Source organism: Erythrobacter sp. (assembly GCF_036351135.1).
Classification (GTDB): Bacteria; Pseudomonadota; Alphaproteobacteria; order Sphingomonadales; family Sphingomonadaceae; genus Erythrobacter.
This window is the reverse complement of the sequence record NZ_JAZBON010000036.1, coordinates 1-26,806: the sequence shown is the minus strand read 5'-3', so window position 1 is coordinate 26,806 and position 26,806 is coordinate 1. Positions and strand designations below refer to the sequence as shown.

31 protein-coding genes are annotated in these 26,806 nt (G+C 64.0%); 14 read left to right on the top strand and 17 right to left on the bottom strand.

Translation table 11 applies throughout. The annotated features are described in order from the left end of the window. The first annotated feature begins 95 nt into the window (after nucleotides 1–95). From V2I30_RS14190 to V2I30_RS14135, 12 genes are all read left to right on the top strand, one after another. Nucleotides 96–1,955 (top strand): putative bifunctional diguanylate cyclase/phosphodiesterase, encoded by a 1,860-nt coding sequence (locus tag V2I30_RS14190; RefSeq protein WP_330662836.1) that lies wholly within the window; start codon nucleotides 96–98, stop codon nucleotides 1,953–1,955. Nucleotides 1,956–2,206: 251 nt separating this feature from the next. After that, nucleotides 2,207–3,169, top strand: coding sequence for a malate dehydrogenase (mdh, locus tag V2I30_RS14185; RefSeq protein WP_330662835.1), 963 nt, complete (start codon nucleotides 2,207–2,209; stop codon nucleotides 3,167–3,169). Next, nucleotides 3,166–3,771, top strand: a complete 606-nt coding sequence (locus V2I30_RS14180; RefSeq protein WP_330662834.1) for a hypothetical protein — start codon at nucleotides 3,166–3,168, stop codon at nucleotides 3,769–3,771. The genes mdh and V2I30_RS14180 overlap by 4 nt, the downstream gene beginning before the upstream one ends. Next, on the top strand, nucleotides 3,768–4,658 hold the full coding sequence (gene sucD, locus V2I30_RS14175; RefSeq protein ID WP_330662833.1) for a succinate--CoA ligase subunit alpha: 891 nt from the start codon (nucleotides 3,768–3,770) through the stop codon (nucleotides 4,656–4,658). Before V2I30_RS14180 ends, sucD begins: the two co-directional genes overlap by 4 nt. A gap of 123 nt (nucleotides 4,659–4,781) precedes the next feature. Then, complete coding sequence (locus V2I30_RS14170; protein WP_330662832.1) at nucleotides 4,782–5,078, top strand: GIY-YIG nuclease family protein; 297 nt, start codon at nucleotides 4,782–4,784, stop codon at nucleotides 5,076–5,078. Nucleotides 5,079–5,141: 63 nt separating this feature from the next. Then, nucleotides 5,142–7,979: a 2-oxoglutarate dehydrogenase E1 component gene (locus tag V2I30_RS14165; protein ID WP_330662831.1), complete on the top strand. Its 2,838-nt coding sequence runs from the start codon at nucleotides 5,142–5,144 to the stop codon at nucleotides 7,977–7,979. A gap of 34 nt (nucleotides 7,980–8,013) precedes the next feature. After that, nucleotides 8,014–9,240 (top strand): 2-oxoglutarate dehydrogenase complex dihydrolipoyllysine-residue succinyltransferase, encoded by a 1,227-nt coding sequence (gene odhB / locus V2I30_RS14160; RefSeq protein WP_330662830.1) that lies wholly within the window; start codon nucleotides 8,014–8,016, stop codon nucleotides 9,238–9,240. Nucleotides 9,241–9,251: 11 nt separating this feature from the next. Further along, a complete protein-coding gene (locus tag V2I30_RS14155) occupies nucleotides 9,252–9,578 on the top strand; it encodes a hypothetical protein (RefSeq protein WP_330662829.1) in 327 nt (108 codons plus the stop codon). After that, a complete protein-coding gene (gene lpdA / locus V2I30_RS14150) occupies nucleotides 9,571–10,989 on the top strand; it encodes a dihydrolipoyl dehydrogenase (RefSeq protein WP_330662828.1) in 1,419 nt (472 codons plus the stop codon). The genes V2I30_RS14155 and lpdA overlap by 8 nt, the downstream gene beginning before the upstream one ends. A gap of 37 nt (nucleotides 10,990–11,026) precedes the next feature. After that, complete coding sequence (locus V2I30_RS14145; RefSeq protein ID WP_330662827.1) at nucleotides 11,027–12,007, top strand: NAD-dependent epimerase/dehydratase family protein; 981 nt, start codon at nucleotides 11,027–11,029, stop codon at nucleotides 12,005–12,007. A gap of 29 nt (nucleotides 12,008–12,036) precedes the next feature. Further along, nucleotides 12,037–12,735 carry a PepSY domain-containing protein gene (locus V2I30_RS14140; protein ID WP_330662826.1) on the top strand — a complete coding sequence of 233 codons (699 nt, stop codon included), beginning with the start codon at nucleotides 12,037–12,039 and terminating at the stop codon, nucleotides 12,733–12,735. Beyond that, the gene (locus V2I30_RS14135; RefSeq protein WP_330662825.1) at nucleotides 12,732–13,475 is read left to right on the top strand and encodes a trimeric intracellular cation channel family protein; all 744 of its coding nucleotides are present in this window, start codon (nucleotides 12,732–12,734) and stop codon (nucleotides 13,473–13,475) included. Before V2I30_RS14140 ends, V2I30_RS14135 begins: the two co-directional genes overlap by 4 nt. On the opposite strand, the gene V2I30_RS14130 is transcribed toward V2I30_RS14135, so the two are convergent. The 7 genes from V2I30_RS14130 to rpsM all read right to left on the bottom strand — a co-directional run bounded on the left by V2I30_RS14130 (nucleotide 13,433) and on the right by rpsM (nucleotide 19,350). Beyond that, complete coding sequence (locus V2I30_RS14130) at nucleotides 13,433–14,347, bottom strand: hypothetical protein (RefSeq protein ID WP_330662824.1); 915 nt, start codon at nucleotides 14,345–14,347, stop codon at nucleotides 13,433–13,435. The two genes, V2I30_RS14135 and V2I30_RS14130, sit on opposite strands and share 43 nt — an antisense overlap. A gap of 201 nt (nucleotides 14,348–14,548) precedes the next feature. After that, a complete protein-coding gene (locus V2I30_RS14125) occupies nucleotides 14,549–15,109 on the bottom strand; it encodes a hypothetical protein (RefSeq protein WP_330662823.1) in 561 nt (186 codons plus the stop codon). A 174-nt stretch (nucleotides 15,110–15,283) separates the two neighbouring features. Continuing rightward, a complete protein-coding gene (locus V2I30_RS14120; protein ID WP_330662822.1) occupies nucleotides 15,284–16,741 on the bottom strand; it encodes a serine hydrolase domain-containing protein in 1,458 nt (485 codons plus the stop codon). A gap of 87 nt (nucleotides 16,742–16,828) precedes the next feature. Further along, nucleotides 16,829–17,251 (bottom strand): 50S ribosomal protein L17, encoded by a 423-nt coding sequence (rplQ, locus tag V2I30_RS14115; RefSeq protein ID WP_330662821.1) that lies wholly within the window; start codon nucleotides 17,249–17,251, stop codon nucleotides 16,829–16,831. A gap of 93 nt (nucleotides 17,252–17,344) precedes the next feature. After that, nucleotides 17,345–18,400, bottom strand: a complete 1,056-nt coding sequence (locus tag V2I30_RS14110) for a DNA-directed RNA polymerase subunit alpha (RefSeq protein WP_330662820.1) — start codon at nucleotides 18,398–18,400, stop codon at nucleotides 17,345–17,347. Between the two features lie 128 nt (nucleotides 18,401–18,528). Further along, nucleotides 18,529–18,918: a 30S ribosomal protein S11 gene (rpsK, locus tag V2I30_RS14105; protein WP_007164597.1), complete on the bottom strand. Its 390-nt coding sequence runs from the start codon at nucleotides 18,916–18,918 to the stop codon at nucleotides 18,529–18,531. A 63-nt stretch (nucleotides 18,919–18,981) separates the two neighbouring features. Continuing rightward, complete coding sequence (gene rpsM, locus V2I30_RS14100; RefSeq protein WP_330662819.1) at nucleotides 18,982–19,350, bottom strand: 30S ribosomal protein S13; 369 nt, start codon at nucleotides 19,348–19,350, stop codon at nucleotides 18,982–18,984. Between the two features lie 393 nt (nucleotides 19,351–19,743). Here rpsM and V2I30_RS14095 point away from each other — a divergent pair, with 393 nt between their 5' ends. Both V2I30_RS14095 and V2I30_RS14090 read left to right on the top strand, forming a co-directional pair. Next, the gene (locus tag V2I30_RS14095; protein ID WP_330662818.1) at nucleotides 19,744–20,079 is read left to right on the top strand and encodes an ArsR/SmtB family transcription factor; all 336 of its coding nucleotides are present in this window, start codon (nucleotides 19,744–19,746) and stop codon (nucleotides 20,077–20,079) included. After that, nucleotides 20,076–20,516 (top strand): ArsI/CadI family heavy metal resistance metalloenzyme, encoded by a 441-nt coding sequence (locus tag V2I30_RS14090; protein ID WP_330662817.1) that lies wholly within the window; start codon nucleotides 20,076–20,078, stop codon nucleotides 20,514–20,516. The genes V2I30_RS14095 and V2I30_RS14090 overlap by 4 nt, the downstream gene beginning before the upstream one ends. A gap of 6 nt (nucleotides 20,517–20,522) precedes the next feature. Here V2I30_RS14090 and V2I30_RS14085 read toward each other — a convergent pair whose 3' ends face one another. The 10 genes from V2I30_RS14085 to rpsN all read right to left on the bottom strand — a co-directional run bounded on the left by V2I30_RS14085 (nucleotide 20,523) and on the right by rpsN (nucleotide 26,754). Next, complete coding sequence (locus V2I30_RS14085; protein ID WP_330662816.1) at nucleotides 20,523–21,194, bottom strand: SRPBCC family protein; 672 nt, start codon at nucleotides 21,192–21,194, stop codon at nucleotides 20,523–20,525. Continuing rightward, a complete protein-coding gene (locus tag V2I30_RS14080; RefSeq protein WP_330662815.1) occupies nucleotides 21,188–21,835 on the bottom strand; it encodes an adenylate kinase in 648 nt (215 codons plus the stop codon). The genes V2I30_RS14085 and V2I30_RS14080 overlap by 7 nt, the downstream gene beginning before the upstream one ends. Nucleotides 21,836–21,917: 82 nt before the next feature. Next, entirely contained in the window at nucleotides 21,918–23,282 is a 1,365-nt protein-coding gene (gene secY, locus V2I30_RS14075; protein WP_330662814.1) for a preprotein translocase subunit SecY, read from the bottom strand. A gap of 142 nt (nucleotides 23,283–23,424) precedes the next feature. After that, nucleotides 23,425–23,940, bottom strand: coding sequence for a 50S ribosomal protein L15 (gene rplO / locus V2I30_RS14070; protein ID WP_330662813.1), 516 nt, complete (start codon nucleotides 23,938–23,940; stop codon nucleotides 23,425–23,427). Nucleotides 23,941–24,071: 131 nt separating this feature from the next. Further along, on the bottom strand, nucleotides 24,072–24,248 hold the full coding sequence (gene rpmD / locus V2I30_RS14065) for a 50S ribosomal protein L30 (protein WP_330662812.1): 177 nt from the start codon (nucleotides 24,246–24,248) through the stop codon (nucleotides 24,072–24,074). A 6-nt stretch (nucleotides 24,249–24,254) separates the two neighbouring features. Then, nucleotides 24,255–25,163, bottom strand: a complete 909-nt coding sequence (gene rpsE / locus V2I30_RS14060; RefSeq protein WP_330662844.1) for a 30S ribosomal protein S5 — start codon at nucleotides 25,161–25,163, stop codon at nucleotides 24,255–24,257. Beyond that, nucleotides 25,163–25,507 (bottom strand): 50S ribosomal protein L18, encoded by a 345-nt coding sequence (gene rplR / locus V2I30_RS14055; protein WP_330662811.1) that lies wholly within the window; start codon nucleotides 25,505–25,507, stop codon nucleotides 25,163–25,165. Before rplR ends, rpsE begins: the two co-directional genes overlap by 1 nt. Nucleotide 25,508: 1 nt before the next feature. Then, entirely contained in the window at nucleotides 25,509–26,042 is a 534-nt protein-coding gene (gene rplF, locus V2I30_RS14050) for a 50S ribosomal protein L6 (RefSeq protein WP_330662810.1), read from the bottom strand. Next, the gene (gene rpsH, locus V2I30_RS14045) at nucleotides 26,042–26,437 is read right to left on the bottom strand and encodes a 30S ribosomal protein S8 (protein WP_330662809.1); all 396 of its coding nucleotides are present in this window, start codon (nucleotides 26,435–26,437) and stop codon (nucleotides 26,042–26,044) included. The genes rplF and rpsH overlap by 1 nt, the downstream gene beginning before the upstream one ends. A gap of 11 nt (nucleotides 26,438–26,448) precedes the next feature. After that, nucleotides 26,449–26,754, bottom strand: coding sequence for a 30S ribosomal protein S14 (rpsN, locus tag V2I30_RS14040; RefSeq protein WP_330662808.1), 306 nt, complete (start codon nucleotides 26,752–26,754; stop codon nucleotides 26,449–26,451). Nucleotides 26,755–26,806: the final 52 nt, after the last annotated feature.

The window sequence follows — 26,806 nt, the reverse complement described above, 5'->3', positions numbered from 1 at the left end:
GGAAAAAGTTCATTTTCAAGGCGAAATTCCTTTTTTCGGGACAGCGGGCCGAGGATGCGATCGATCAGAAGGTTCGCAGAGCCCTCGTCAAATCCTTGTATTCCAGTCCTCAGAACCTCGTAATCGGCGCTGTCGCGACGGTGAGCGCGGCGGCGGTAGCCGCATGGCTCTCCAACTCTTTCTGGCTGTGGGTCGCGGCCGCCGTTCTCGCGATCGTCGCGACGGTCAGGATCGTTGCCGCGCTGGGGCTGTCTCCCGACGCCGACCGAAATTCGACGACACTGCTCGAGGTAACCTACGAGATCGGCGCGTTCAGTTACGCACTCGCCCTGGGGGTGACGGCGGCCTATACGATCTATGTCGATAGCCTCGCGCAGGTTCAGGTGTTGATGGTGGCTAATGCGCTGGGCTACGGCGTCGGTGTCACCGCGCGCAATGCCGGGCGTCCGACCATCGCGATCGGTCAGCTTACATTTTCGTGCCTGCCGATCGCCATTATCGGCTTTGTGACGATGGAGCCGGCCTATGTCGCCCTAAGCGCGACGATTCTCCTGCTTATTCCTGCGCAATCGCTGATTGCCCGCCGCATCTTCAGCGAGCTGCGCGATTCCGTTGCTTCGGCCAATGCCAATGCGGAGCTCGCCGCGAAGATGGAGGAGCTGGCCCGTACCGACGTCGTCACCGGCCTCGCCAACCGCGCCGGGCTCAATCACGCGATGCTCGAGGAGCTGATGGCGGCCGATGCCGATACGCGGCTGGCGCTGGTGTGGATCGATCTCGACCGGTTCAAGGAAGTCAACGACCTGCTCGGCCATCCGGTCGGCGACAGGGTGCTCAACGAGGTCGGCCGGCGGCTCGATGCGATCGTTCCCGCCGGTTCGACCGTCGCGCGCTTCGGCGGCGACGAATTCATCGTCTTCGGCCCGGTACCCGACCCCCAGGCCGCCGAATTGCTGGCGAGCGAGATCCATGCCGAGATCATGCGCCCCTTCCGCCTCGATGGCGAGCGGCTCGAAGTGCGTGCCTCGCTCGGCGTCGCGCTGTCGCCCGACAACGGCATCGATGCCGACACGCTGATGCAGAGCGCCGACCTCGCGCTCTATCACGCCAAGGTCGGCGGACGCTCGCAGACCTGCTTCTTCGACAGCTCGATGACCCGCGATCTCGTGCGCCGACGCGAGATCGAGCACGAATTGCGCACCGCGCTTCAGCGCGACGAATTGTCGATCTTCTTCCAGCCGATCGTCGATCTCGAAACCGGCCGCATCCGTACGTTCGAGGCGCTGGTGCGCTGGTTCCACCCGGAAAAGGGCGAGCTGACGCCGGACGAATTCATTCCCGTCGCCGAGGAAACCGGCGTCATCGTCACGCTCGGCAACTGGATCACCGTGCAGGCCGCGCGGATCGCCGCGAACTGGCCCGAAGAGGTGACGGTCGCGGTCAATCTCTCGCCGCTGCAGATCCGCGCGCCGGGCGCCGCGCTGGGCATCAAGAATGCGCTGCGCGAAGCCGGACTCGACCCGCGCCGGCTCGAGCTCGAAGTGACCGAGAGCCTGTTCATCGAGGACAATCACGCGACCGCGCGCTTCATCGAGGAGCTGTCCGATATCGGTGTGCGCTTCGCGCTCGACGATTTCGGCACGGGCTATTCCTCGCTCGGCTACATCAACTCCTTCCCCTTCTCGAAGATCAAGGTCGATCGCAGCTTCGTTTCGGGCGCGCAGGTCGGCAAGAAGAGCAATGCGATCATCCGCGCCGTTGCCGAGATGGGCACGCAGTTGGGCATGGATATCGTTGCCGAGGGACTGGAGACGATCGAGCAGGTCCAGGCGGTGCGCAGCGCGGGCTGTAACCTTGGCCAAGGCTATTATTTCAGCCGCGCGGTGCCCGATTATCTCGCCGCGATGCTGCTCGCGCAGGAACGCGAAAACGGCGCGCGCCAGGCCAGCGCCTGACCGCGCGGGAACCGGTCACGCTTTTTCAATTCGCCCGATGCCACCGCGGACAAACCGGCGTTGGCGCCGCGCTTATTGCACATGCAAACCAGTTGCAAAGATAGTTGACGCCCCTGTCCCGATTGGCTGTTGCAATCGCCCGGAGCGCGGCTTAGTCCGCGCAGCCAAACGGGCGTCCGGCAGCTGGGACGAATGGGCCGGGCGACACGCCACCTCTCGTCCTGCTGTGATACGAAAGGACCCCCTCCCCCATGGCCCGCAAGAAAATCGCCCTGATCGGCGCCGGCATGATCGGCGGCACGCTCGCCCATCTCGCCGCGAAGAAGGAAATGGGCGATATCGTCCTGTTCGACATCGCCGAAGGCATGCCGCAGGGCAAGGCGCTGGACCTCAGCCAGTGCGGGCCGATCGAGGGTTTCGACGCGCGCATCACCGGCACCAACGACTATGCCGATATCGCCGGTGCCGACGTCGTGATCGTCACCGCAGGTGTTCCGCGCAAGCCGGGCATGAGCCGCGATGACCTGCTGGGCATCAACCTCAAGGTGATGAAGGCGGTCGGCGAAGGCATCAAGAACAACGCGCCCGACGCATTCGTCATCTGCATCACCAATCCGCTCGATGCGATGGTCTGGGCGCTGCGCGAATTTTCCGGCCTGCCGCACAACAAGGTGGTCGGCATGGCAGGCGTGCTCGACAGCGCGCGCTTCGCAACCTTCCTCGCGTGGGAGTTCGATGTGAGCGTGAAGGACGTGAACGCCTTCGTACTGGGCGGACACGGCGACACGATGGTTCCAGTCCTCAGCTACTCGACGATCAACGGCATACCGGTGAAGGACATGGCCAAGATCAAGGGTGTCTCCGAAGACCGCCTCGACGAAATCGTCAAGCGGACCCGCGGCGGCGGCGGCGAAATCGTCGGCCTGCTCGGCAACGGCTCCGCCTATTACGCCCCCGCCACCAGCGCGATCAGCATGGCCGAGGCCTATCTCGGAGACCAGAAGCGCATCCTGCCCTGTGCGAGCTATGTCGAGGGCAAGTATGGGCTTGATGGGCTGTATGTCGGCGTTCCGACCGTGATTGGTGCAGGCGGCACCGAGGACGTGGTCGAAATCGAACTCAGCGACGAAGAAAAAGCCAACCTCAAGGTCAGCACCGACGCGGTCGAGGAACTGCTCGAGGCGTGCAAGGGGTTGGATAGCTCGCTGGCGTGAGCCTGCTCGCTTCCTTGACGCTAGGATTTGCGGTGACCGGAATGAGCTCTTCGGCAGACGATTACCCGATTCAAGAATGGGCAAGTCTTTGGAAGAGCACATGCGGCACTATCGATAGCGCGTATTCGGTCATAGACGATCCAGCGGCGTTCGGTTGGGAGAGCGCTGGTTCCAAAAAAGATGAAGACGCGGCGCGCGTAATTGAAACTGTTAAGATGCAGTCGCAAGCAATGGCGGATGATTTCGCTCTAACTGGATTATTTGTTCTCCGTCGGACGGATCGGCAAAGAGCCGCTTTGGCAGCATTTCAAGAAATGCAATTCGTCGATGATCCCAGCAATTTTCTTCTGGCTTGTGTGCTTTACGATACTTCCGCCCCTGAACTGAGTGTTTCGGAACTCTCGAAACTTTCGGATGAAGCCTCAGCCACCGATGTTTCTGACAATGGATTGAGTATCGTCGAATGGCCAAGCGGACCTGAGGCGTCTGGCCGGATAAAAATGACCGCAGGGAGCATCCCAAAAAATCACCCCGGCGCACAATTGTTGCTCGGCGGTCTCGTCCTAAAGACACAATACGTTTTCTCGGAGACATCTGAATGAGCATCCTCGTAAACAAAGACACCAAGGTCATCACGCAAGGGATGACCGGTGACACCGGCACCTTCCACACGCAGCAGGCGCTCGATTACGGGACCAAAATGGTTGCGGGCGTGACGCCGGGGAAAGGCGGGACGGAGCATTTGGGACTGCCCAATTTCGACACGGTGCGCGAGGCTAAGGAAGCGACCGGCGCGACCGCCAGCTGCATCTATGTCCCACCGCCCTTCGCCGCCGATGCGATCTGTGAGGCGATCGATGCGGAGATCGAGCTTATCATCTGCATCACCGAAGGCATCCCGGTGCTCGACATGGTGCGCGCCAAGGCCGCGCTCGAAGGCACGAAATCCCGCCTGATCGGCCCGAACTGCCCCGGCGTGCTGACCCCGGACGAATGCAAGATCGGCATCATGCCCGGCTCGATCTTCAAGAAGGGCAGCGTCGGCGTCGTCAGCCGCTCGGGCACGCTGACCTACGAAGCCGTGCATCAGACCACGCAGGTCGGGCTCGGCCAGTCGACCGCGGTCGGCATCGGCGGCGATCCGGTGAACGGCACCAACTTTATCGACGTGCTCGACATGTTCCTGGACGATCCGGAAACCAAGAGCATCATCATGATCGGCGAGATCGGCGGCAGCGCCGAGGAAGAGGCCGCCGAGTTCATCAAGGCCGAAGCCGCCAAGGGCCGCTCCAAGCCGACCGTCGGCTTCATCGCCGGCCGCACCGCGCCTCCGGGCCGCCGCATGGGCCATGCCGGCGCTATCGTCTCGGGCGGCAAGGGCGGCGCGGACGACAAGATCGCGGCGATGGAAGATGCGGGCATCCGCGTCTCGCCGAGCCCAAGCGAGCTGGGGACGACGCTCGATGCGATGCTGAAGGAGAGGGTGTGAACGTCGTCCGGGACCCTTCGCGCGCCCCCGCGCAGGCGGGGGCCCAGAAGCGGCAGGCGCAGCTTCGCGCGGCCCTGGGTCCCCGCCTTCGCGGGGACGCGGTGAGAGCTTAGAGGAAACGGAATGCGTCCGGCGTGGGTCTATATCGTCGCGAGCCAGCGAAACGGCACGATCTATATCGGACACACCATCGATCTTCCGGGGCGCGTTCATCAGCATCGCGAAGGGCGCGTGGACAACTTCACCCGGCAGTATGGTTGCAAGCGCCTCGTCTGGTTCGAACGGTTCGATAGCATTGTCGGTGCGCGCACCTTCGAGAAGCGGATGAAGAAATGGAACCGGGCGTGGAAGCTCAAGCGGATCGAGGAACGCAATCCGGAGTGGCGCGATCTATATGAGGAACTTGCCGCTCATATCTGAGGTTGGCTGTCCCTGGTCCCCGCCCGCGCGGGGATGCGGAAAATCGTAAGCGAGTGCGGTAATATGAACAAGCAAAGCACCCAATTCATCCCGCAGATGACCGATCAGGAAGGCCCGCAGCCCGGGCCCTCCTGGGCCAATCCCGAATGGCTCGCCGAGGTCGCGGATGCGGATGCGGACCTCGCAGCGGCGATGGATCCGACGCAGATGGTGCTCGCGGCGAAGGACGCTGTCGGCAAGGCGGCCACGGCGGCGGGCAAGCCGATCGATCCCGCCAGTATCGAGCGCGCTGCGCAGCTTTCGATCAGCGCGATGCAGCTGGTGCGGCTCTACCGCGTGCGCGGGCATCTCGACGCCGATCTCGATCCGCTCGGCATTTCGACCAAGCGCGGCGAAACGCCGGCCGACCTGACGCTTCGCTTTCATGGGCTCGAAGGCAAGGAGGCCGAGGAGGTATATGTCGGCGGCGTGCTCGGCATGGAGTGGACCACCGTTGGCGCGCTGCGCGATCGGCTGCGCGTCGTCTATTGCGGCAAGGTCGGCCTCGAATACATGCATATCGCCGACACCGAGGAACGCCGCTTCCTTCAGGACAAGTTCGAGTCCCCGGGCGACACCATCCAGTTCACGCCCGAGGGCAAGAAGGCGATCCTCGCCGCCGTGATGCGCGGCGAGCAGTACGAGGAATTTCTCGGCAAGAAATATGTCGGGACCAAGCGTTTCGGCCTCGATGGCGGGGAGTCCATGATCCCCGCGCTCGAAGCCGTCATCAAGCATGGCGGCTCAGCGGGCGTGCGCGAGATCATCTACGGCATGGCCCATCGCGGGCGGCTGAACGTGCTCGCGAACGTGATGGCCAAGCCCTACAAGGTGATCTTCCACGAATTTTCCGGCGGCAGCGCCAACCCCGAAGACGTTGGCGGATCGGGCGACGTCAAATACCACCTCGGCACCAGCACCGACCGCGAATTCGACGGCATTTCGGTTCACATGAGCCTCGTCCCCAACCCCTCGCACCTGGAAACCGTCAACCCGGTGGTGCTGGGCAAGACACGCGCGCAGCAATTCATTCGCGACGATCTTCAGAACAAGGAGCAGGTGCTCCCCGTCCTGATCCACGGCGATGCCGCCTTTGCGGGGCAAGGCGTGGTGTGGGAAAGCCTCTCCCTTTCCGGCGTGCCCGGCTACGATACGGGCGGCTGCATCCACTTCATCATCAACAACCAGATCGGCTTCACCACCTCGCCCAATTTCGCCCGCTCCTCGCCCTATCCGAGCGACGTGGCGAAGGGCGTCATGGCGCCGATCCTGCACGTCAATGGCGACGATCCCGAGGCGGTGACCTTCGCCTGCAAGCTCGCGGTCGAATATCGCCAGCGTTTCCACCGCGACGTCGTAATCGACATGTGGTGCTATCGCCGCTTCGGCCACAATGAGGGCGACGAGCCCAAATTCACCCAGCCGCTGATGTACGATGTCATTTCGAAACACCCCAAAGTCAGCCGCGTCTACGAAGAGCGTCTGCTTGCCGAAGGAGTTATCGAAGATGGCGAGCGCGAGCAGATCGCGGATGAATTCGTCGGCATGCTCGAAGAGGAATTCGCCGCCGCCAAAAGTTACAAGCCCAACGAGGCAGACTGGTTCGGCGGTCGCTGGTCCGGACTCAACAAGCCAGCCGACGACGAGACCGCGCGGCGCAATGTCGAAACCGCCATCGAGGACAAGACCTTCGACGCATTGGGCCGCACGCTGACCGAAGTGCCCGATGACGTAAACATACACCGCACCCTGGGCCGCGTGCTCAAGGCCAAGGGAGAAATGTTCGCCTCTGGCGCGAAGGATCCTACAGAGGGCGGCTTCGACTGGGCGACGGCCGAAGCGCTCGCCTTTGGCAGCCTCGTGATGGAGGGCTACAATGTCCGCCTGTCGGGGCAGGATAGCGGGCGCGGCACCTTTTCGCAGCGCCATGCCGTCTGGGTCGACCAGTCGGGCGAGAGCAAATATGTGCCGCTATCGACGCTGCCGCACGGCAAGTTCGAAGTGCACGATTCCACGCTCAGCGAATATGGCGTGCTCGGCTTCGAATACGGCTATGCCATGGCCGATCCCAAGACGCTGACCTTGTGGGAGGCGCAATTCGGCGACTTCGCCAATGGCGCGCAGATCATGATCGATCAGTATGTCGCGTCCGGCGAAGCCAAATGGCTGCGCGCAAATGGGCTCGTCATGCTGCTGCCGCACGGTTACGAGGGTCAGGGGCCGGAGCATTCCTCCGCCCGGCTCGAACGTTTCCTGCAATTGTGCGCGAGCGACAATATCCAGGTCTGCAACATCACGACGCCGGCCAATTACTTCCACGTGCTGCGGCGCCAGATGCTGCGGTCTTTCCGTAAACCGCTGATCATCATGACGCCGAAATCGCTGCTGCGTCATCCGCTGGCCAAGAGCTCGCGCGAGGAGTTCCAGGGCAAGCACCATTTCATGCGGATCAAGTCCGATCTGAGGGAGGTCGCCGACGACAAGGTCAAGCGCCTCATCCTGTGTTCGGGCAAGGTCTATTACGACCTCCACGAACGCCGCGAGGAAGAGGGTCTGGAGGACGTCTCGATCGTGCGGATCGAACAGCTCTATCCCTTCCCCGGCGATCCGCTGGCGAAGCGTTTGGGACGGATGACGAACCTCGAGCAGCTGATCTGGTGCCAGGAAGAGCCCAAGAACAACGGCGCCTGGTTCTTCGTCCAGAACCAGATCGAGGATGCGCTGGCCGCCGCCGGGCATGAGGGCAAGCGCCCCGCCTATGCCGGGCGCGAGGCCGCCGCCTCGCCCGCGACCGGTCTCGCCAGCCGCCATGTCGAACAGCAGAAGCGCCTGGTCGCCGAAGCGCTGGGCCTTTCCGACTGACACGAATTTCACGAAGATCTAGGACAATACGATAATGGCCACTGAAATCACCGTCCCGGCATTGGGGGAATCGGTTACCGAAGGATCGATCGGCGAATGGCTGAAACAGCCCGGCGACGCGGTCGCCGCCGATGAGCCGATCGCGAGTCTGGAGACCGACAAGGTCGCGGTCGACGTGCCCTCGCCCGTTGCCGGCGTGCTGTCCGAACACCGGGCCGAGGTCGGCGACACCGTGGAAGTAGGCGCGGTGATCGCGGTGATCGAGGAAGGCGCAACCGGCGCGGCGACCACGGGCGAAGAGCCGGCTCGCTCGCAGGAAAAGCGTGCGGAAGGCGAGGAAAAGCGGGAGGATCAGGAGGTCACGCAAACGCTCTCCCCCGCCGTGCGCCGCGCGGTGCTGGAACACGGGGTCGATCCCTCGACCATCAAGGGCACCGGCAAGGATGGGCGCCTGACCAAGGAAGACGTGATTGCCGCGGCGAAGGCCAAGGGGGATAGCCCGGCCCCTGCACCTTCACCGAGCCCCTCGCCAAGCCCCGCCCCGGCAGCCACCAGCGGCGAGCGCAAGGAAGAGCGCGTCAAGATGACCCGCATGCGCCAGACCATCGCCAAGCGGCTGAAGGGCGCGCAGGAAGAGGCGGCGCTGCTCACCACCTTCAACGATTGCGACATGAGCGCGGTCATCGAGGCGCGCACGAAATACAAGGAAGTCTTCGCCAAGAAGCACGACATTCGCCTGGGCTTCATGGGCTTCTTCGCCAAGGCCGCATGCCTTGCGCTGAAGGACGTGCCGAGCGTCAATGCCTATATCGAGGGCGACGAGATCGTCTATCACGACTATGTCGACATCTCGGTCGCCGTCAGCGCGCCCAACGGCCTTGTCGTCCCCGTCATCCGCGACGCCGACAAGAAAGGCTTTGCCCAGATCGAGAAGGACATCGCCGATTTCGGGGCGCGCGCGAAAGAAGGCACGCTGACGATGGCCGACATGACCGGCGGCACCTTCACCATCTCCAATGGCGGCGTGTTCGGATCGCTGATGAGCACCCCGATCATCAACCCCCCGCAAAGCGCCGTCCTGGGCCTCCACCGCATCGAGGATCGCCCGGTCGCGGTGAACGGTGAGGTCGTGATCAAGCCGATGATGTATCTCGCGCTGTCCTACGACCACCGCCTGATCGACGGGCGCGAGGCGGTGACCGCGCTCAAGATCATCAAGGAAGCGATCGAAGACCCGACCCGAATGCTGATCGACCTTTAAGGACCCCCCGCATGAAAAAGCTGATCCTCCCCCTATTCGCCCTCGCCTCGCTTTCGGCCTGCGACGTCGCCACCGACATGGCCGGCGATGCGATCGCCGGAGAGCTGCGCACGCAATTTCTCGCGCAATGCGAAGGGGTCGCCGAAAATCTCGGCATTGCGAGCGAAAACGTGACCCCGGCCTGCGAATGCAGCGCGGATGATTTCGCGAACGACCTGTCCGATGGCGAGTTGCAGATCGACCGGGCGCGGATCGAACAGGTGCTGAGAAGCTGCGTCGCGGGCGAGCCTGGTGCCACCGAAGCGACGGACGCCCCCATGGAGACTTCCAATGGCTGAGCATGATTACGACTACGATGTCCTCGTCATCGGCGCCGGCCCCGGCGGCTATGTCGCCGCGATCCGCGCCGCGCAGCTGGGGCTGAAGACCGCCTGCGTAGAGAGCCGCGAGACCTTGGGCGGAACCTGCCTCAATGTCGGGTGCATTCCCTCAAAGGCGCTGCTGCACGCCTCGGAACTATTCGAAGAGGCTGCGGGCGGTCACTTCGCGACCTGGGGGATCGACGCCAAGGCGACATTCGATCTCTCCAAGATGATGGGCGAAAAGGCAAGCGCGGTGAGCGATCTCACCGGCGGGATCGAGTTCCTGTTCAAGAAGAACAAGGTCACCTGGCTCAAGGGCCACGCCGCCTTCGAGGACGCGCATACCGTCAAGGTCGGCGATGCGACCCACACGGCGAAGGACATCGTGATCGCCACCGGCTCCAGCGTCACCCCGCTACCCGGCGTCGAGGTCGACAATGCGGGCAAGCGGATCGTCGATTCGACCGGCGCGCTCGACCTTGCCGAAGTGCCGGAGCACCTGGTCGTCATCGGCGGCGGGGTTATCGGGCTGGAACTCGGCAGCGTGTGGCGGCGTCTGGGCGCAAAGGTCACCGTGGTCGAATTCCTGCCGCAGATCCTCCCCGGCATGGACGAGGAAGTGCGCAAGGAAGCGAACAAGATCTTCAAGAAGCAAGGTCTCGAATATATGCTCGGCCACAAGGTGACCGGCGCCGAGATCAAGGGCAAGAAAGTCACGCTGTCGATCGAGAAGGCGGACGGCGGTGACGGGCAAATGCTCGAGGCGAGCCATGTGCTCGTCTCGATCGGGCGGCGTCCCAACACCGATGGCCTCGCGCTCGACAAGGCTGGCCTTCAGACCAACAATCGCGGCCAGATCGAGATCGAGCACGATTTTCGCACCAAGGTCGACAATATCTGGGCGATCGGCGATGTCGTCCCCGGCCCCATGCTCGCGCACAAGGCCGAGGATGAAGGCATTGCGTGTGCCGAGAACATCGCCGGTCAGACGGGCATCGTGAACCACGATGTGATCCCCAATGTCGTTTATACCACCCCGGAAATCGCCGGCGTGGGCCTCACGCAGGAACAGGCGATCGAGGCGGCGGGCGGCGACAAGTCCAAGATAAAGGTCGGCAAGTTCCCGATGATGGCGAACAGCCGCGCCAAGGCGAACCGCGACACCGACGGCTTCGTGAAGGTCATCGCGGATGCTCAGACCGACCGCGTGGTGGGTGTCTGGATGATCAACAGCCTGGCCGGCACGATGATCTCGCAGGCCGCGCAGGCGATGGAATTTGGCGCCACCAGCGAAGACATCGCCTATACCTGCCACGCCCACCCCACCCACGCCGAGGCGTTCAAGGAAGCGGCGATGGCCGTGCAGGGCAAGCCGATCCATATGTGATCGAGCGGAAGTGAGGCCCAAAAGCGGGAGCGAAGTCATGAGCAAGACAATCGCCATCGTCGGAGCGGGCCAGATCGGCTTTGCCGCTGCCGGAGCTTTTCTAGATGCTGGCTGGAACGTTCGCGTGCTTGCCCGCAGCGAACCGGAATGGACGGCGGGGGACGGCGCGTTCGAACGCTACATTGCGGGCGAGGATGCTGCGCCCGCCGCCGATGTCGTGCTCGACACCATCGCCTACGACGCAGAGGACATCGCGCGCTACGATCCTGCCGCGATCGGGCGGCTGATCGTCGTCTCTTCGGCGAGCGTCTATTGCGATGCCAAGGGGCGCACGCTCGATGAGGGGCTGGCGAATGGCTATCCCCAATTCGACGGCCCGATCACCGAGGATCAAACCACCGTCGCGCCCGGCCCCGCGACCTATTCGACGCGCAAGATCCGCATGGAAGAGGCGGCGCGGGTCCGCTTCGGCGAGCGGGCGACCATCCTGCGTCCCTGCGCCGTCTACGGGCCCCATTCGCGCCATCCACGCGAGCTCTGGTTCGTCAAGCGCATCATGGACGGACGCAAGCAGATCCCGCTCGCCGATGCCGGAGATTCGCAATTCCAGACCTCCAGCGCGCGGGTCATCGCCAGGACCGCACTCGCCGCCGCGACTCAAGACAAGGGCGGCGTTTTCAACGTCGCGGACTGCGACAGCCCCACCGTGCGCGAAATCGGCGAGACGATCGCGAAAAGCCTCGCCAGCGACGTCACCATGATCCCGTTGCGCGAAGCCGGCATGATCGGGCGCACGCCCTGGTCCGTGCCCGAACCCTTCGTCGTCGACGCCCGCCAAGCGCAGCTCCTGCGTGCTGATGGCGAAACCTACGATTACGCGGAGCAGGTCGGCCCCGCGGCCTTATGGCTCACCGAGCGCGACCTTGCGAACTGGCGCGCTGCCTTCCCGCAGCTGGCTGAATATCCCTGGGATCTGTTCGACTACGACGCCGAGGATCGCTTTTTCGAAAGCCTCTGAGCCATCGGAGCGGCGCGACGCAGACGATCATGACCGGGCTTATGCGCATTCTCGCCAAGTGGCATATCTGGCTCGGCTGGCTGATCGGCGTGCCGATCGCGATGTGGACTGCGAGCGGGCTGTTGATGGTCGCAAAACCGATCGAGGAAGTGCGCGGCGAACATCTGCGCGTGGAGCAGCCTGACATCGCCCTGCCCCCTAGCAACCCGATGCCGATCACCCTCCAGCTGGAAAACGCACCTCCGATCCGCTCCTACGAAACGCGTATGCAGGAGGAGCGCGCGGTGACCTTCCTCACCCATATGGACGGCCGGGTCGAACGCTACGATGCGGGCACGGCCCGCTTGATCGAACCCCTCGATGCAACGGAAGCGCGCGAACTCGTTGCCCGGCAGATTATCGGCGGAACGGACGTGGCAAGCGTGCGTCTGTTCGACGCGGACGCGGTGCCGTTCGATTTCCGCCGCCCGGTCCCGGTCTGGCAGGTCGCGCTCGCCGACGGCACGCATGTATATGTCGGGCGCGACACCGGGGAGATCGAGGCGGTGCGCACCCGCTGGTGGCGCTGGTTCGACGTGGCCTGGGGCCTCCACATCATGGACCTCGACGAGCGCGAAGATACGAGCCATCCAGTGCTGATCGCCTTCGCCGCTCTCGCTCTTGCAGGATCGGTGCTCGGCATCGTCCTGCTGTTCCGGCGCCGCCGGGCGCGGGTGCGGGCGCGATGAACGAAACCGTCCTCACTCCGATCCTCGATCTGCTCGACATGGCGGGCATCGCGGTCTTCGCGCTGTCGGGGGCGCTGGTCGCGGCGCGCGAGCGGCAGACCTTTGTCACCATGGCGTTCTTCGCGCTGCTCACCGGGGTCGGCGGCGGAACCTTGCGCGACCTCCTGATCGGCGCGCCGGTATTCTGGATGACCGATCCGTGGGTCGCGGCAATCTGCCTGGCGACGGCGCTGCTCACCTGGTTCACGCCGATGCGATTGTGGGAGGGGCGGCTGCTCGATTATGCCGATGCGCTTGGCCTTGCCGCCTATGCCGTGCTCGGTAGCGCGAAGGCGCTCGCCTACGGCATCCCGCCGGTGCCCGCGGCGCTGATGGGGGTCATCACCGGCTGCGTCGGCGGGGTGATCCGCGATGTCGTCGCCGGGCGCCCTTCGATTATCATGCAGCCCGAGCTCTACGTTACCGCCGCGGCACTGAGCGCGGCGCTCACCGTGATCGGGATGCAACTGGCCGACCTTGCCGCCATCGCCGACTGGCCGATCTGGATCGGCGCGTTTGCCGCGGGCGCAGGCTTGCGCGTGGCGGCGATCCGCTTCGAACTTGGCCTGCCGAGCTACGGGACACGCGAAGCGGCGGGGGCGGCGGATGAGCCCGCGCCCCCTGCATCACATGCGCCGGAACAGCGCGAGGCGAGCGATTACTCGGCGAATTCCTCGCCCGGCAGCGGGCCGCCCGGATAGGCGGGGAGAGGCTCGGCGCTCGCATCGTCGGCGTGCGCTAGATCGCCGTCGATGGCGCCTGGCGCCGCGTCTGGCGCCGCCAGCCCGTCATAAGGCGCGCTTTCCATGCTGGCGCGCGCGCTCGCATAGCGGTCCGCCGACCATTGGTTGCCGGCAGGCGCGCGCTCGGCGGAGGCAAAGGCACCGCTCGGCGCGGCCTCGGCAAAACCTGTGTAATTGATGTCCGAAACCCGGCCCGAATTGTCGATCTCGCAGGCGAAGCCTTCGCCGTTGAACAGCGTACCGGTAACGATCCAGCCGCGCGCCACGCGGCTTGCGCCATCGACGCTGTCGACCCGCACGTCGCGCTCGATCTCGTTGAGGCAGCGCGAGACGGCGTTGTCGATGCCCGAGCCGCTATCGGTGCTGCGGCGGGTGTTGCGGCGTTCGGGGCGGTAATCGTAGTCGCGGTCGCGCACCCGGTCGCGCTCGACAATCACGACGTCGCGGTCGCGCCGACGATTGTTGGCCGCGCTTGCGACCGCGGCGATACCGCCCAGGATGATCGCGCCGGCCAGAATGTCGCCGCCGCGAATGCCGCGATGACGACGCCAGCCGCCGCGCCAGCCGCGTCCCCAGCCCCCGCGACCCCAGCCGCGCCGCCAGCCCCAGCGGCCGCGCCAGTTGGCCGTATCGGCCTTCGCATCGTAGCTGCTCGAGGAAAAGCCACCGCCTGGCCCCGTCGCATTCCCTTGCGCGAGCGCGCTGTGCACCGATGTCGCATAACCGATCGTGCCGGTGGCGGGCATTTGGGCGGCGTGAGCGCCGGTGGCGGGGAGAGAGGTGGCGGCGATCAGCCCTGCAAGGCCGATCCATTTTGCGCGGTGAGCCATCGAAGCTCCTCCTGTTTTGATACGTACAGCGAGGAGGCGCCCACCGATCGCCCCTTCATAAGTGTGTGATAGCACATCGAAATAGGCGGTCCAGGCTTGCGCTTGCCTGAACCGCCCATTTACGGACCGGGATCGCCCGGGGACATCGGGGATAGACCGGGAGGCGGTGCGGCGCCTCCTCGCGATGCCGCCCGGACGAACTCAACGCAGTCCGCGAATGCCGTCGAAGTCGATGAAGGGGCGCCCGCGGCCGTCGAGCTCGCAGCGGAACCGGCCACGATCGAACCGATCGCGGAAGCGGAAATTGTCGCCCACTTCCATGCGTCCGCGCACCTGTATGCCGCGGCGATCGAAGTCGACGTCGCGAATGTCGGTCACCTGCGCGAAGCCCCAGCCGCCGAAACGCCGCGCCTGTCGCTCTGCGGCATTGATGCAGCGATTGATGGCGCGCTGGGCGTCGCCGCGTCCGCCGAAGCGGCCCCGCCGATCGAAGCGCCTGTTGTTCCAACGCCGGTTGTCCCAGCGCCGATCGTTCCAGCGCCGGTCTCGCCAGCGGTCGCGGTCGCCGTCGAAGGCACCGGCAAGCGCGGCGATCCCGCCGATGACGACGGCGCCTGCGACGATTTCCTCGGCGCCGATACCGCCGCGATCGCGGTCGAACCGGTCGTCGGCAGCGGCGGGGGTTGCGGACGCCAGCGCCATCGCGCCTGCCGCGACGGCTGCGAACGTCCCTTTGGTCAATGTCCGTGAAAGAGCAGTCATGGATTTGTCCTCGTCTGGGGTGGCGGAAGGATGTCCGTTCACTGCGAGCGAGGTTTACCTGAACGAAACTGAGGTCATGGTGAGCAATTTTTACAGCGAGGGTTCAGATTTATCGGCGTTCCGGTGAACCGCCGACCTCATCCGTAAGACGTGCGTCTTCCCGCGGCGATGCCCCTATTCGAGCGCGGCCAGCACGTCGCGCGTGAAGGCGGCGATGTCGAAACGGGTGCCGACCATGTCCTCCCCGCGCCGGACGATCACGACATCGCGGCTCGGCACGACGACCACATATTGGCCGCGATTGCCGAAAGCGGCGAAGGTATCGGACGGCACACCTTCGGAACTGTTCATGAGCCACCAGCCTGCCCCATAGCCGAACGGGCGGCCCTCCGGCTGCGGGCCGGATGGGCTGGAAACGTACTCGACCCAGCCTTCGGGCAGGATGCGGGTGCCGTTCCACAACATACCATCATTCAGGTAAAGCTGACCTATTGCGGCAAGGTCCCATGCCGTCGACCACACCTGGCTGGAGAGGACGTAATCCCCGCGCCAGTCGCGTTCGGCGACCGTTCGCGTCATGCCGATCTCCGCGAAGAAATCCGCCGGCGGATGGTTTGCAAACGTATCCTCGATCGCCTTGATCGCCGCCAGGGTATCGTTGTTGGCGTAGCGATAGACACTGCCGGGTGTGTAGATGAGCGGCCAATCCTGCGCGCGTTCTTCGACGCTCGTACCGCCCCAATAGAGCGGATCGGTGCGATTGCCCGGCGTATCCGAATAGCGCCCCGAGGCCATGCGTAAGGCGTGATCGATGGTAATCGCGCGACGCGGATCGCTTTCGTCCACGCCAAGCCCGGCGCTGTCATTCACATCGATCTCGTCGCGATGCACCGCAGCGCCGACGAGGGTTGCTGCAATGCTTTTGGCAACCGACCAAGTGCGCTGAGGTGTGTACCTGCTAAATCCGGGCGCGGACCTCGCATAGTTTGCTTTGACCCGGCCGTTCTCGAAAACTCTTACTACCACAGCAGTGGTGCGCCCATTTCCATACTTGTCAGAGAATGCGGCGTCGAGCGATGGCAAACTGGGTGGCGGACCCGGCGGAAGACCTAAGGGGATTCTGGCATCTTCTCTTTCCTCCCTCTCCCACGGCTTAGGTGCGGTCGGATTGCTCAAGCCTGGTGGCGCACCAACGGGGGGCACCGAACATCCTGCATCCTTGCCGTCAAAAACGGCCAAGCGATCCGGCATATCCTCGTCCCATCTAACCTGCACATGCGCGATCTGGCCGGTCGGGCGGCGGATAATCTCGTAGGGGAGGTCTCGAACAATCCTATTAAGCGGCGCCTGGATCCCAGTAAGCTCCCATTCGTGGACGCTTTCTGGCGTGCGGGTCGTACCGTTTGCCTCCGCATTCGCGATCGCGCTGCACAGAAATAGCGCCTTGTACCCCGCCGCAAGCGCGCGATTGTAGCGTTCGTCGAGCTGATGCTGCGCGGTTTGGGCGTGGCTTGGCGAAGTAAGAGCAAGTGCTGCCGCGGCGGCAAGAATGGCGTTCTTCATGTGGCAGGACCCTAGCCGCGGGCGAACAAAAGAAAAGGGCCGGCGGATCGCTCCGCCGGCCCGTTTCAAATCCCATGCGAGTCCCCGCGTAGGCGGGGACCTCTCGCGGGCTTCGGCCAGGTCCCCGCCTACGCGGGGACTCGCGCCAGAGCCTCTTTACGCCTCGGCGTATTCGTCCATCTCGCTCATGTCGGGGCCACTGTCCTGACCCTTCGCGTCTTCGTCGCGGTCGACGAATTCGATGATCGCCATCTGGGCGCTGTCGCTGTCGCGGTAGCCCGCCTTGATGATGCGGGTGTAGCCGCCGTCGCGGTCCGAATAACGCTCGGCCAGAACGTCGAACAGCTTCTTGAGCTGCGTTTCGTCCTGGAGGCGGCCCATGGCGAGGCGGCGGTTGGAAAGACCGCCACGCTTGGCAAGCGTGATCAGCTTCTCGACATAGGGACGCAGTTCCTTCGCCTTGGGAAGCGTGGTGAGGATCTGCTCGTGCTTGATGAGCGCGGCCGACATGTTGCGGAACAGCGCGGTGCGGTGGCCCGACTTGCGACTGAGCTTACGTTGAGAAATTCCGTGACGCATCTTGTATTTCCTTCGTTTGAAAAGGGCCCGTTTGAGGTAGCCCAGTGCTGGCGGCGCTTTCCCGTCGGTGGGTGGTGCGCCGCCGGAACCTATTTAGCCGAGCAGTTCCTGCTCCAGCTTCTTGGCCATTTCCTCGATGTTTTCAGGCGGCCATCCGGGGATGTCCATGCCGAGGCGCAGGCCCATGCTGGAGAGCACTTCCTTGATCTCGTTCAAGGACTTGCGGCCGAAATTCGGCGTGCGCAGCATCTCGGCCTCGGTCTTTTGGACCAGGTCGCCGATATAGATGATGTTGTCGTTCTTGAGGCAATTGGCACTGCGCACCGAAAGTTCGAGCTCGTCGACCTTCTTGAGCAGGTAGCGGTTGAGCTGGTTCGCATCGTCTTCCTGCGGCTGCGCGGCCTGGCCGATCATCGCGGCTTGCGGCTGCGGGATGCCGTCTTCGAAGTGGACGAAGAGCGTCAGCTGGTCCTGCAGGATGCGCGCGGCATAGGCGACCGCATCTTCCGGGGTGACGGTGCCGTCGGTTTCGACCGTGAGGCTGAGCTTGTCGTAATCGAGCTCCTGCCCGACACGCGCATTCTCGACCTTGTAGCTCACCTGGCGAACGGGCGAATAGAGCGAGTCGATCGGAATGAGACCGATCGGCGCATCGGCCGGACGGTTCTGCACCGCGGGCGCATAGCCTTTGCCGACGTCGGCGGTCAGCTCCATGTTGAGCGTCGCGCCTTCGTCGAGATGGCACAGGACGAGGTCCTTGTTCATCACCTCGATATCGCCGGTAACGGCAATATCGCCCGCTTTGACTTCGGCCGGGCCGGTCATCGAAAGCTGCAGGCGCTTCGGCCCCTCGCCTTCCATCTTGAGCGCGATCTGCTTCACGTTGAGGACGATGTCGGTCACGTCCTCGCGCACGCCGGCGAGCGAGGAGAATTCGTGCAGCACGTTCTCGATCTTGATCGAGGTGATCGCCGCGCCCTGCAGCGAAGAGAGTAGCACGCGGCGCAGCGCGTTGCCCAGCGTCAGACCGAAGCCGCGTTCGAGCGGTTCGGCGACGAAGGTGGTCTTGCGGTTCTTCTCGCCGCCATCCTTGATTTCGAGAGCGTTGGGTTTCTTGAGTTCCTGCCAGTTCTTCATATTGACGGACATGGATTTCCCCTAATTCGCTTGCGTCAAGCGGGTTCAGATTTTGAGTGCGGGTCCGGAGCGCTCGTCAGCGGCCACCGAACCCTGTCGGAAAGCGGCGATCCGGCAAGGATCGCCGCACCGAGACGGGTTTAGACGCGGCGACGCTTGGACGGACGAACCCCGTTATGCGGGATCGGGGTCACGTCGCGGATCGAGGTGATGTTGAAGCCGACCGCGGCGAGACCGCGCAGCGCGCTTTCGCGGCCCGAGCCGGGGCCCTTCACTTCGACTTCGAGCGTGCGCACGCCATGTTCGGCGGCCTTCTTGCCGGCATCGTCTGCGGCGACCTGCGCGGCATAGGGCGTCGACTTGCGGCTGCCCTTGAAGCCCATCATGCCGGCGCTGGACCAGCTGATCGCATTTCCCTGCGCATCGGTGATGGTGATCATGGTGTTGTTGAAGCTGGCGTTAATATGCGCCACGCCGCTGGTGATGTTTTTCCTGTCGCGGCGCCTTACTTTGCCGGGTTCGCGTGCCATTTTCTCGTTTCCTTAATGTCTGGAAAAGAAGGGAAAAGCGTGTCGGGGAATGCCCCGGTTCGCTTACTTCTTCTTGCCGGCGATCGGCTTCGCCTTGCCCTTGCGGGTGCGGGCGTTCGTGTGCGTGCGCTGGCCGCGGACGGGCAGCTGGTTGCGATGCCTCAGGCCGCGATAGGAGCGCAGGTCCATCAGCCGCTTGATGTTCATCGCGGTGTCGCGGCGCAGATCGCCCTCGACCTGATGATCCGCATCGATCGTCTCGCGGATGCGCAGCACTTCCTCGTCGGTCAGATCCTGAACCCGGGCGCTGTGATCGATGCCGAGCTTGTCGGCGATCCGGACGGCCGTCGTGCGACCGATCCCGTGAATGTAGGTGAGCGCGATGATCACGCGCTTGTTGGTGGGGATGTTCACCCCGGCAATACGAGCCACTTAATTCTCCATGCTCCACAGGGGTTTTGCGGCCAGCAGGCCGCCCCCTATCTCGACGCTCAATTCATCGACGCGTTCTTGCCTGTGCGCGGGTGTGCGATAGGCACAAACGGCAAAAGTCCGGGTGGTACACCAATCGGATGGTGCCCGCCGGACCGGACTCGAACCTGTCGAATAGGCGCGCGCTTAGGGCGATTCGACGCCTGCGTCAACCGCCCACGACACGCATCGTCGCGAGCCATGGATATGGGTCGCCGCGCCGCGCTTTCAACATCGGCCATATCGGCAATCGCGTCGCAACGCAAAATTCGGGTCGGGAAGCCGCTTCGCACAGTCGCCTGGCACGCGACCGTTGACACTATGCAATACTCCAATATTAATTGAATTATGGAAATGAATGCCGCCCTCGCCTGTTTCGCCGCGCTCTCGCAAGCGACCCGGCTCGAGACGATCAAGCTGCTGGTGCGCGCCGGCGAAACCGGTCTGCCTGCGGGAGACATCGCGCGCAGGCTCGATATCTCCAGCACCCTTCTTTCCGCCCACTTGACGAAGCTGAACCATGCCGGCCTCGTCACCTCGCGCCGGGATGGACGCTCCATCATATACCGCGCCGATTACGACACTTTGCGCGCCCTTCTCCAATTTCTGATGGCCGAATGTTGCAGCGCCAGCCCGGCGATCGTCGGCGATCTCGACGTTACCGCCTTTATCGAAGGAGCCAGCCAATGAAACGAATGCACATCCATGTCAGCGTCGCCGCACTCGATCCCGCCATCCGGTTCTATTCCGCGCTGTTCGACTGCGAACCGAGCGTGATCAAAGAGGATTACGCCAAGTGGGAAGTCGAAGACCCCCGCGTCAATTTCGCGATCAGCGTGCGCGAGAGCATGGCGACCGGGGTCAACCACCTTCGCATTCAGGCGGGCGATGCCGCCGAACTCGCCGAACTCGAAGCGCGCCTTGCCCGCACCGAGATCGCTTCGCAGCCGGAAGAAGGCGCGCATTGCTGTTACGCGCGCAGCGACAAGTACTGGGCCACCGATCCGAGCCAGGTGGTGTGGGAGATGTTCCACACGATGGATGCAGCGGCGACCTATGGCGCGGATAATGCGCCGATCCCTGCGCCATCGGCCAAGCAGCCCGAAGCAGAAACCTGGTGCTGCTAGCGCGGGCTATTCGCCGTCGTCGATATCGCCGAAAGCCTCTTCGACACTGGAAGCCTCTTCCGGTGCATCGGGCTCGTCGAGGGTCTCGCTCGCATCGCCGGACGGTGCCTCGACCGCGCCCAGCAAATCGGCAAGTCGCGTCAGCTGCAACGTCATCACCCCGTCCACCGCGCGCGCGATGACCGGCACCTCGTAGCGCATCGCCCCGCCGACATTGTATTCCCACACGATCCGCGTGCCGCGCCCGGCTTCATCCTCGCTGATCGCGATGGTGAGGATGCCGGTGACGGCCTCGCTCTGCAGCGGCCCGAGCGCGCCGGCCATGCGCAGAGCGACTTCGGGCGAAGCCTGAATCACGCGCATATGCTCGACGCTGCCTTCGAGCGTGAAGCGGCCCGGCTCGTCGATTTCCGGAACGGTTTCGCAGAAACAGCCGCCCGCCTGCGGGGTGAGCGTGAGGTTCGCCGCATCGCCGGACCAGGTGTGCTCGCCCGACCACCAGCGCGCCGGGCTGATCAGCGCCAGCCAGGTCGCGGTGCGATCGGCTTCGACCACGGCCTCGGCGCGGGTGATGAAATGGCCGTCCTCGGCGCTAACGACTTCGGCGGATACCGGGGAGGTGGCGGGCGCAGCAAGCGCTACGGCTGCGAGCGCCGTACAAGCGCCCGGTCTCAGCATTTCAGGATCGCGTCGATCGCCTTGGCGACATCCTCGATCGCGTCCATGCCATCGACGCGCTGGACGATGCCGCGCGCTTCGTAGCCGGGAAGGATCGGCGCGGTCTTGGCGCGATATTCGTCCATGCGGGTGCGCACGGTCTCTTCGTTGTCGTCGGGCCGGCGCTTGAACTCGGTCGAATGGCACACGTCGCACACGCCCTCTTTGGCGGGTGGATTGGCGGTCTCGTGATAGAGCGCGCCGCATTTGGCGCAGGAGAAGCGGCCGGTAATCCGCTCGACCAGTGCCTCGACGTCGACCTCCAGCTCGATCACGTGGTCGAGGCTGCGATCGTTCTTGGCGAGAATACGGTCGAGATCGTCGGCCTGCCCCGCGGTGCGCGGATAGCCGTCGAAGATCGCGCCCTGCTCCGCCGGCATCGCGGCGAGGTTCTCGTCGACCAGGCGCGAGACGATGTCGTCGGAGACGAGCTCGCCGCGATCCATCACTGCCTTGGCCTCGAGGCCGACCGGAGTGCCTTCCTTGACCGCTTCGCGCAGCATGTCGCCGGTCGAAAGCTGTCTCATCCCGTGCCGCTCGACCAGGGCGGCGCTTTGCGTCCCCTTGCCGGCGCCCGGCGGGCCCAGAAGAATGATGTTCACGGCAAAAGCATCCCCTGATTGCGCGCCCGCCTCTTCGCCCGAGGCGGTGTCACGATAGCAGCCGAAAGCCCCTTGCGCATCCTCAGCGCATACGGCCTTTCAGCTTCGCTTTCTTGATGAGGTCCCCGTACTGGTGCGCGAGCAGATGCGACTGGACCTGGCTGATCGTATCGACCGTCACATTGACGACGATGAGCAGGCTGGTGCCGCCCAGGAACAGCGGAATGCCGGTCTGCGCGATCATGTATTCCGGAATGACGCAGACCGCGGTCAGATAGATCGCGCCGACCACCGTGATGCGGGTGAGGACATATTCGAGATAGTCCGCAGTGCGCTTGCCCGGGCGAATGCCGGGGATGAAGCCGCCGTTCTTCTTGAGATTGTCCGCCGTCTCTTCCGGATCGAAGACGACCGCGGTGTAGAAGAAGCAGAAGAAGATGATACCGATCGCGTAGAGCGCCATGTAGATCGGCTCGCCATGCGCGAGATACTGGTTGAGCGTGACGATGACGCCGCCAAACGTGCTGGTCGTGTCGACCGAATTGCCGGCGAAGGAACTGATCGTCAGCGGCAGCAGCAGCAGCGAGCTGGCAAAGATCGGCGGGATGACGCCCGCGGTGTTCAGCTTCAGCGGCAGGTGCGAGCGATCAGCCTGCATCATGCCGCGCTGCGTCGCGCGCTTGGGATACTGGATCAGCAGGCGGCGCTGCGCCCGCTCGACGAAGCTTATGAGGAGGATGAGGATCACCACCATCAGCAGGAAGGCGATGATGATACCGGGCGCAATCGAGCCGGTGCGCCCGCCTTCGAACATGTTCATGGTGAAGGTCGGGAACTGCGCGACGATCCCCGCCATGATGATCAGCGAGACGCCGTTGCCGATCCCGCGGCTGGTGATCTGCTCGCCCAGCCACAGCAGGAACATGGTGCCACCGACCAGGCTGATGACCGCGCCGATCCGGAACATCAGCCCCGGATTGACCACCGCGGCGATGCCCTGGTTGCTGGCGAAACTCTCGAGGCCCGTCGCGAGGAAATAGCCCTGGATGGCGCAGAGGAAGACCGTGCCGTAGCGGGTATATTGGTTCAGCTTCTGCCGCCCGGTCGCGCCCTCTTTCTTGAGCGCGGCAAGCGTCGGGTGCAGCGCGGATGCCATCTGCACCACGATCGAGGCGGTGATGTAGGGCATGACGCCCAGCGCCACGAGGCTCATATTGGCGAGCGCGCCGCCGGTGAAGGTGTTGAACAGGTCGACGATCGTCCCCTGCGTCTGCGCCGCCAGCTGGTCGAGCGCGAGCGGGTTGATCCCCGGCAGCGGCACGAAGCTCAGGAAACGGAACACGATCAGCGCGCCGATCGTGAACCAGATGCGCTGGCGAAGCTCGGTCGCCTGGGCGAAATTACCGAAGCTCAGATTGCTGGCGATATTGTCGGCGCGTGAAGCCATTATGTTGGGTCGATCCTGGACTTGTCCGCCGCGTGTGAGATGCGGCATTTGTCACGAAGATAGGTGGCGCGGGCGCAGATGTCGAACCCGTAAGCCAAATTAGTGTCGCCCCGGAGGCTGTCCGGGGCGACAAAGATGTGGGTTATTCGGCCGAGGCCGCTCTGTCCTTCGCCGGGTCCTTCGCCGAGGCTTCCGTCTTCTTCGCGGTCACTTCGACGCTGCCACCGGCCTTTTCGACCGCAGCGATTGCGCCCTTGGTGGCGCCGGTCACGACGAACTTGGCCTTGGCCTTGATCTCGCCCTTGCCGAGCAGGCGCACGCCATCCTTGCCGCCGCGCACCAGGCCCGCTTCGCGCAGCGCCGCCTCGGTAATGTCCTTCTTGCCGTCGAGCTTCTTCGCATCGATGAACTTCTGGACCATGCCGATATTCACTTCGGCATAATCCTTGCCGAACGGATTGTTGAAGCCGCGCTTGGGCAGGCGCATGTGAAGCGGCATCTGGCCGCCTTCGAAGCCCTTTATGGCGACGCCGGAACGGCTCTTCTGGCCCTTCTGACCGCGCGCGGCGGTCTTGCCCTTGCCCGAGCCGATACCGCGGCCCACGCGGGTCCGGTCCTTGCGGGCACCGGGATTGTCCTTGATTTCGTTCAGTTTCATGTCTGCACTCGCTTTCGCTTTTGTTCGCGCTTTGAGAAAATGCGAATCCCCGCGCAGGCGGGGATCTCGTGCCACAAGCGTTCAACCAGTGGCTGGAGGTCCCCGCCTGCGCGGGGACTCACGAGAGATATTCAGTCCACGATCTCGACCAGATGCGGGATCTTGGCGACGGCACCGCGCACCTCGGGGGTGTCCTGGCGCTCGACGACCTTGTGCATCTTGTTCAGCCCAAGACCCACCAGGATCTTGCGCTGGCTTTCGGGACGGCGGATCGGCGAACCGATCTGTTTGATCTTGATGGTTGCCATCTCAGATTACTCCGCAATTGCCGCGGCGTCGGCTTCGGCCTCGGCTTCGCTGACCTTGCCACCGCGACCCAGGAGGTCGGCGACCTTCTTGCCGCGACGCTGGGCGACCGACTTCGGCGAAGTCTGCTCCTGCAGCGCTTCGAAGGTGGCGCGGATCATGTTGTAGGGGTTCGAGGTGCCGACCGACTTGGTCACCACGTCGGCAACGCCCAGGCTTTCGAACACGGCGCGCATCGGACCACCGGCGATGATGCCGGTACCCGGAGGCGCGGTGCGAAGGGTGACCTTGCCGGCACCGAAGCGGCCATTGCCGTCATGGTGCAGCGTGCGACCTTCCTTAAGCGCGACGCGGATCATCTTCTTACGCGCGGCAGCGGTCGCCTTGGTGATCGCCTCGGGCACTTCGCGGGCCTTGCCCTTGCCGAAGCCGACGCGGCCCTGACCGTCGCCGACGACGACGAGCGCGGCAAAGCCGAAGCGCTTACCACCCTTCACCGTCTTGGAGACGCGGTTGATGTGGACCAGCTTCTCGATGATGCCGTCGTCCTCTTCCTCGCGGCGTCCGCCACGACGATTGTCCCGGCCACCGCGACCACGACCACCGCCACGATTGTCACCGCCGCGACCGCGACCGCGGCCTTGGCGGCCATCGTTCCGGGGTTGCTCCGTCGGCTGAGCGCTGGGCTCCTGCGCGGGGTTCTGGTTGTCGGCGGCTTCCGAAGGCGTGGTCGCCACGGCAGGTACTTCCGCCTTTTCGGCAGCGGCATCGGTGCCCTCTGGCATGTTCGCCGCCGCCTTTGCCGCCTGGACCTCGACCGTCTCGGTCACTTCGGGGGCAGCGTTTTCGGCCGCCTTGTCCTGTGCCTTGTCCTGGGCGTTTTCGGTTTCGGGGGTTTTCTTGTCGTCAGCCATGATCAGAACTCCAGCCCGCCTTCACGGGCGGCATCGGCCAGCGCCTTGACGCGGCCATGAAACAGGAACCCGCCGCGATCGAACACGACAGTGGTCACGCCGGCCTTCTTGGCGGCTGCGGCGATGTCCTTACCGACCTTGGTCGCGGCGTCGACATTCGCGCCGCTGGACTTTTCGCCCAGCGTCGAAGCGGCGGCGACGGTCTTGCCGGCGGCATCGTCGATGATCTGCGCGTAAATGTGGCGACCGGTGCGGTGCACCGACAGGCGCGGCTTGTCGCCGGCTCGCGCACGCAGCGCGCTGCGGACACGGCGACGGCGGCGTTCGAAGAGGGAAAGTTTTGCCATCTTACTTCTTCTTCCCTTCCTTGCGGAAGATGTATTCGCCGCGATACTTGATGCCCTTGCCCTTGTAGGGTTCGGGCTTGCGGTATTCGCGGATTTCGGCGGCGAACTGGCCCACGGCCTGCTTATCGATGCCGGAGATTTCGATCGTGGTCTGATCCGGGGTCTTCACCTCGAGGCCATCGGGCACGGCGAGATCGACATCGTGACTGAAGCCAAGCTCCAGCTTCAATGTCTTGCCCTGCGCCTTGGCACGATAGCCGACGCCCGAAATTTCGAGCGTCTTGGAAAAGCCTTCGGTCACGCCTTCGACCAGGTTCGAGACCAGCGTGCGCTGCATGCCCCAATAGGAGCGCGCCTGCTTGGTGTCGTTCGCCGGGTTGACCTGAATCTCGTCGCCTTCGACTTTGTAGCTGATGAGGTCGGACAGACCCATGGTGAGGGTGCCCTTCGGCCCCTTCACGCTCAGCGTGTCGCCTTCGATATTGGCCGTCACCCCGTTGGGGATCGGGACCGCCTTTTTACCGATGCGGCTCATCAGAACACCTCCGCGAGCACTTCGCCGCCGACATTGCTCTCGCGCGCTTCGCCATCGGAAAGCACGCCGCGCGGGGTCGAGACGATGGTGATGCCAAGGCCATTGCGCACCGTCGGCAGCTCCTGACTGCCCGAATAGACGCGGCGGCCCGGCTTCGAAACGCGGCTGACGTGCTTGATCGCCGGCTCGCCTTCGAAATATTTCAGTTCGATCCGCAGCGCCTTGTGCTTGCCGCTCTCGTCTTCGGAATAGCCGCGGATATAGCCTTCGCGGGTCAGCACTTCGAGAACGTTCGCACGCAGTTTGGACGCAGGGCTGAGGACGGAGTCCTTCTTCGCCTGCTGGCCGTTGCGGATGCGGGTGAGCATATCACCCAGAGGATCGGTCATAGCCATGTGTCAGTTCCTCACCAGCTCGACTTCGTCAGGCCGGGGATCATGCCCCGGTTGCCGAGTTCGCGCAGTTCGATGCGGTTGATGCCGAACTTGCGGTAATAGCCGCGCGGGCGGCCGGTGGTGGCGCAGCGATTGCGCACACGGGTCGGGTTCGCGTTGCGCGGAATCTCGGCCATCTTGAGCCGGGCCATCAGGCGCTCGGTCTCGTCAAGCGATTCGTCGTTCGCGATCGCCTTCAGCTTCTCGTATTTCGCCGCGTATTTCTTGACGAGCTCCTTGCGTCGCTCGTTCTTGTTGATCGAACTCAGTTTCGCCATGGACTTAAGCTCTCTTCTTTCGTGTCTCGGTCATGGGAAGGCGGCTCACGCC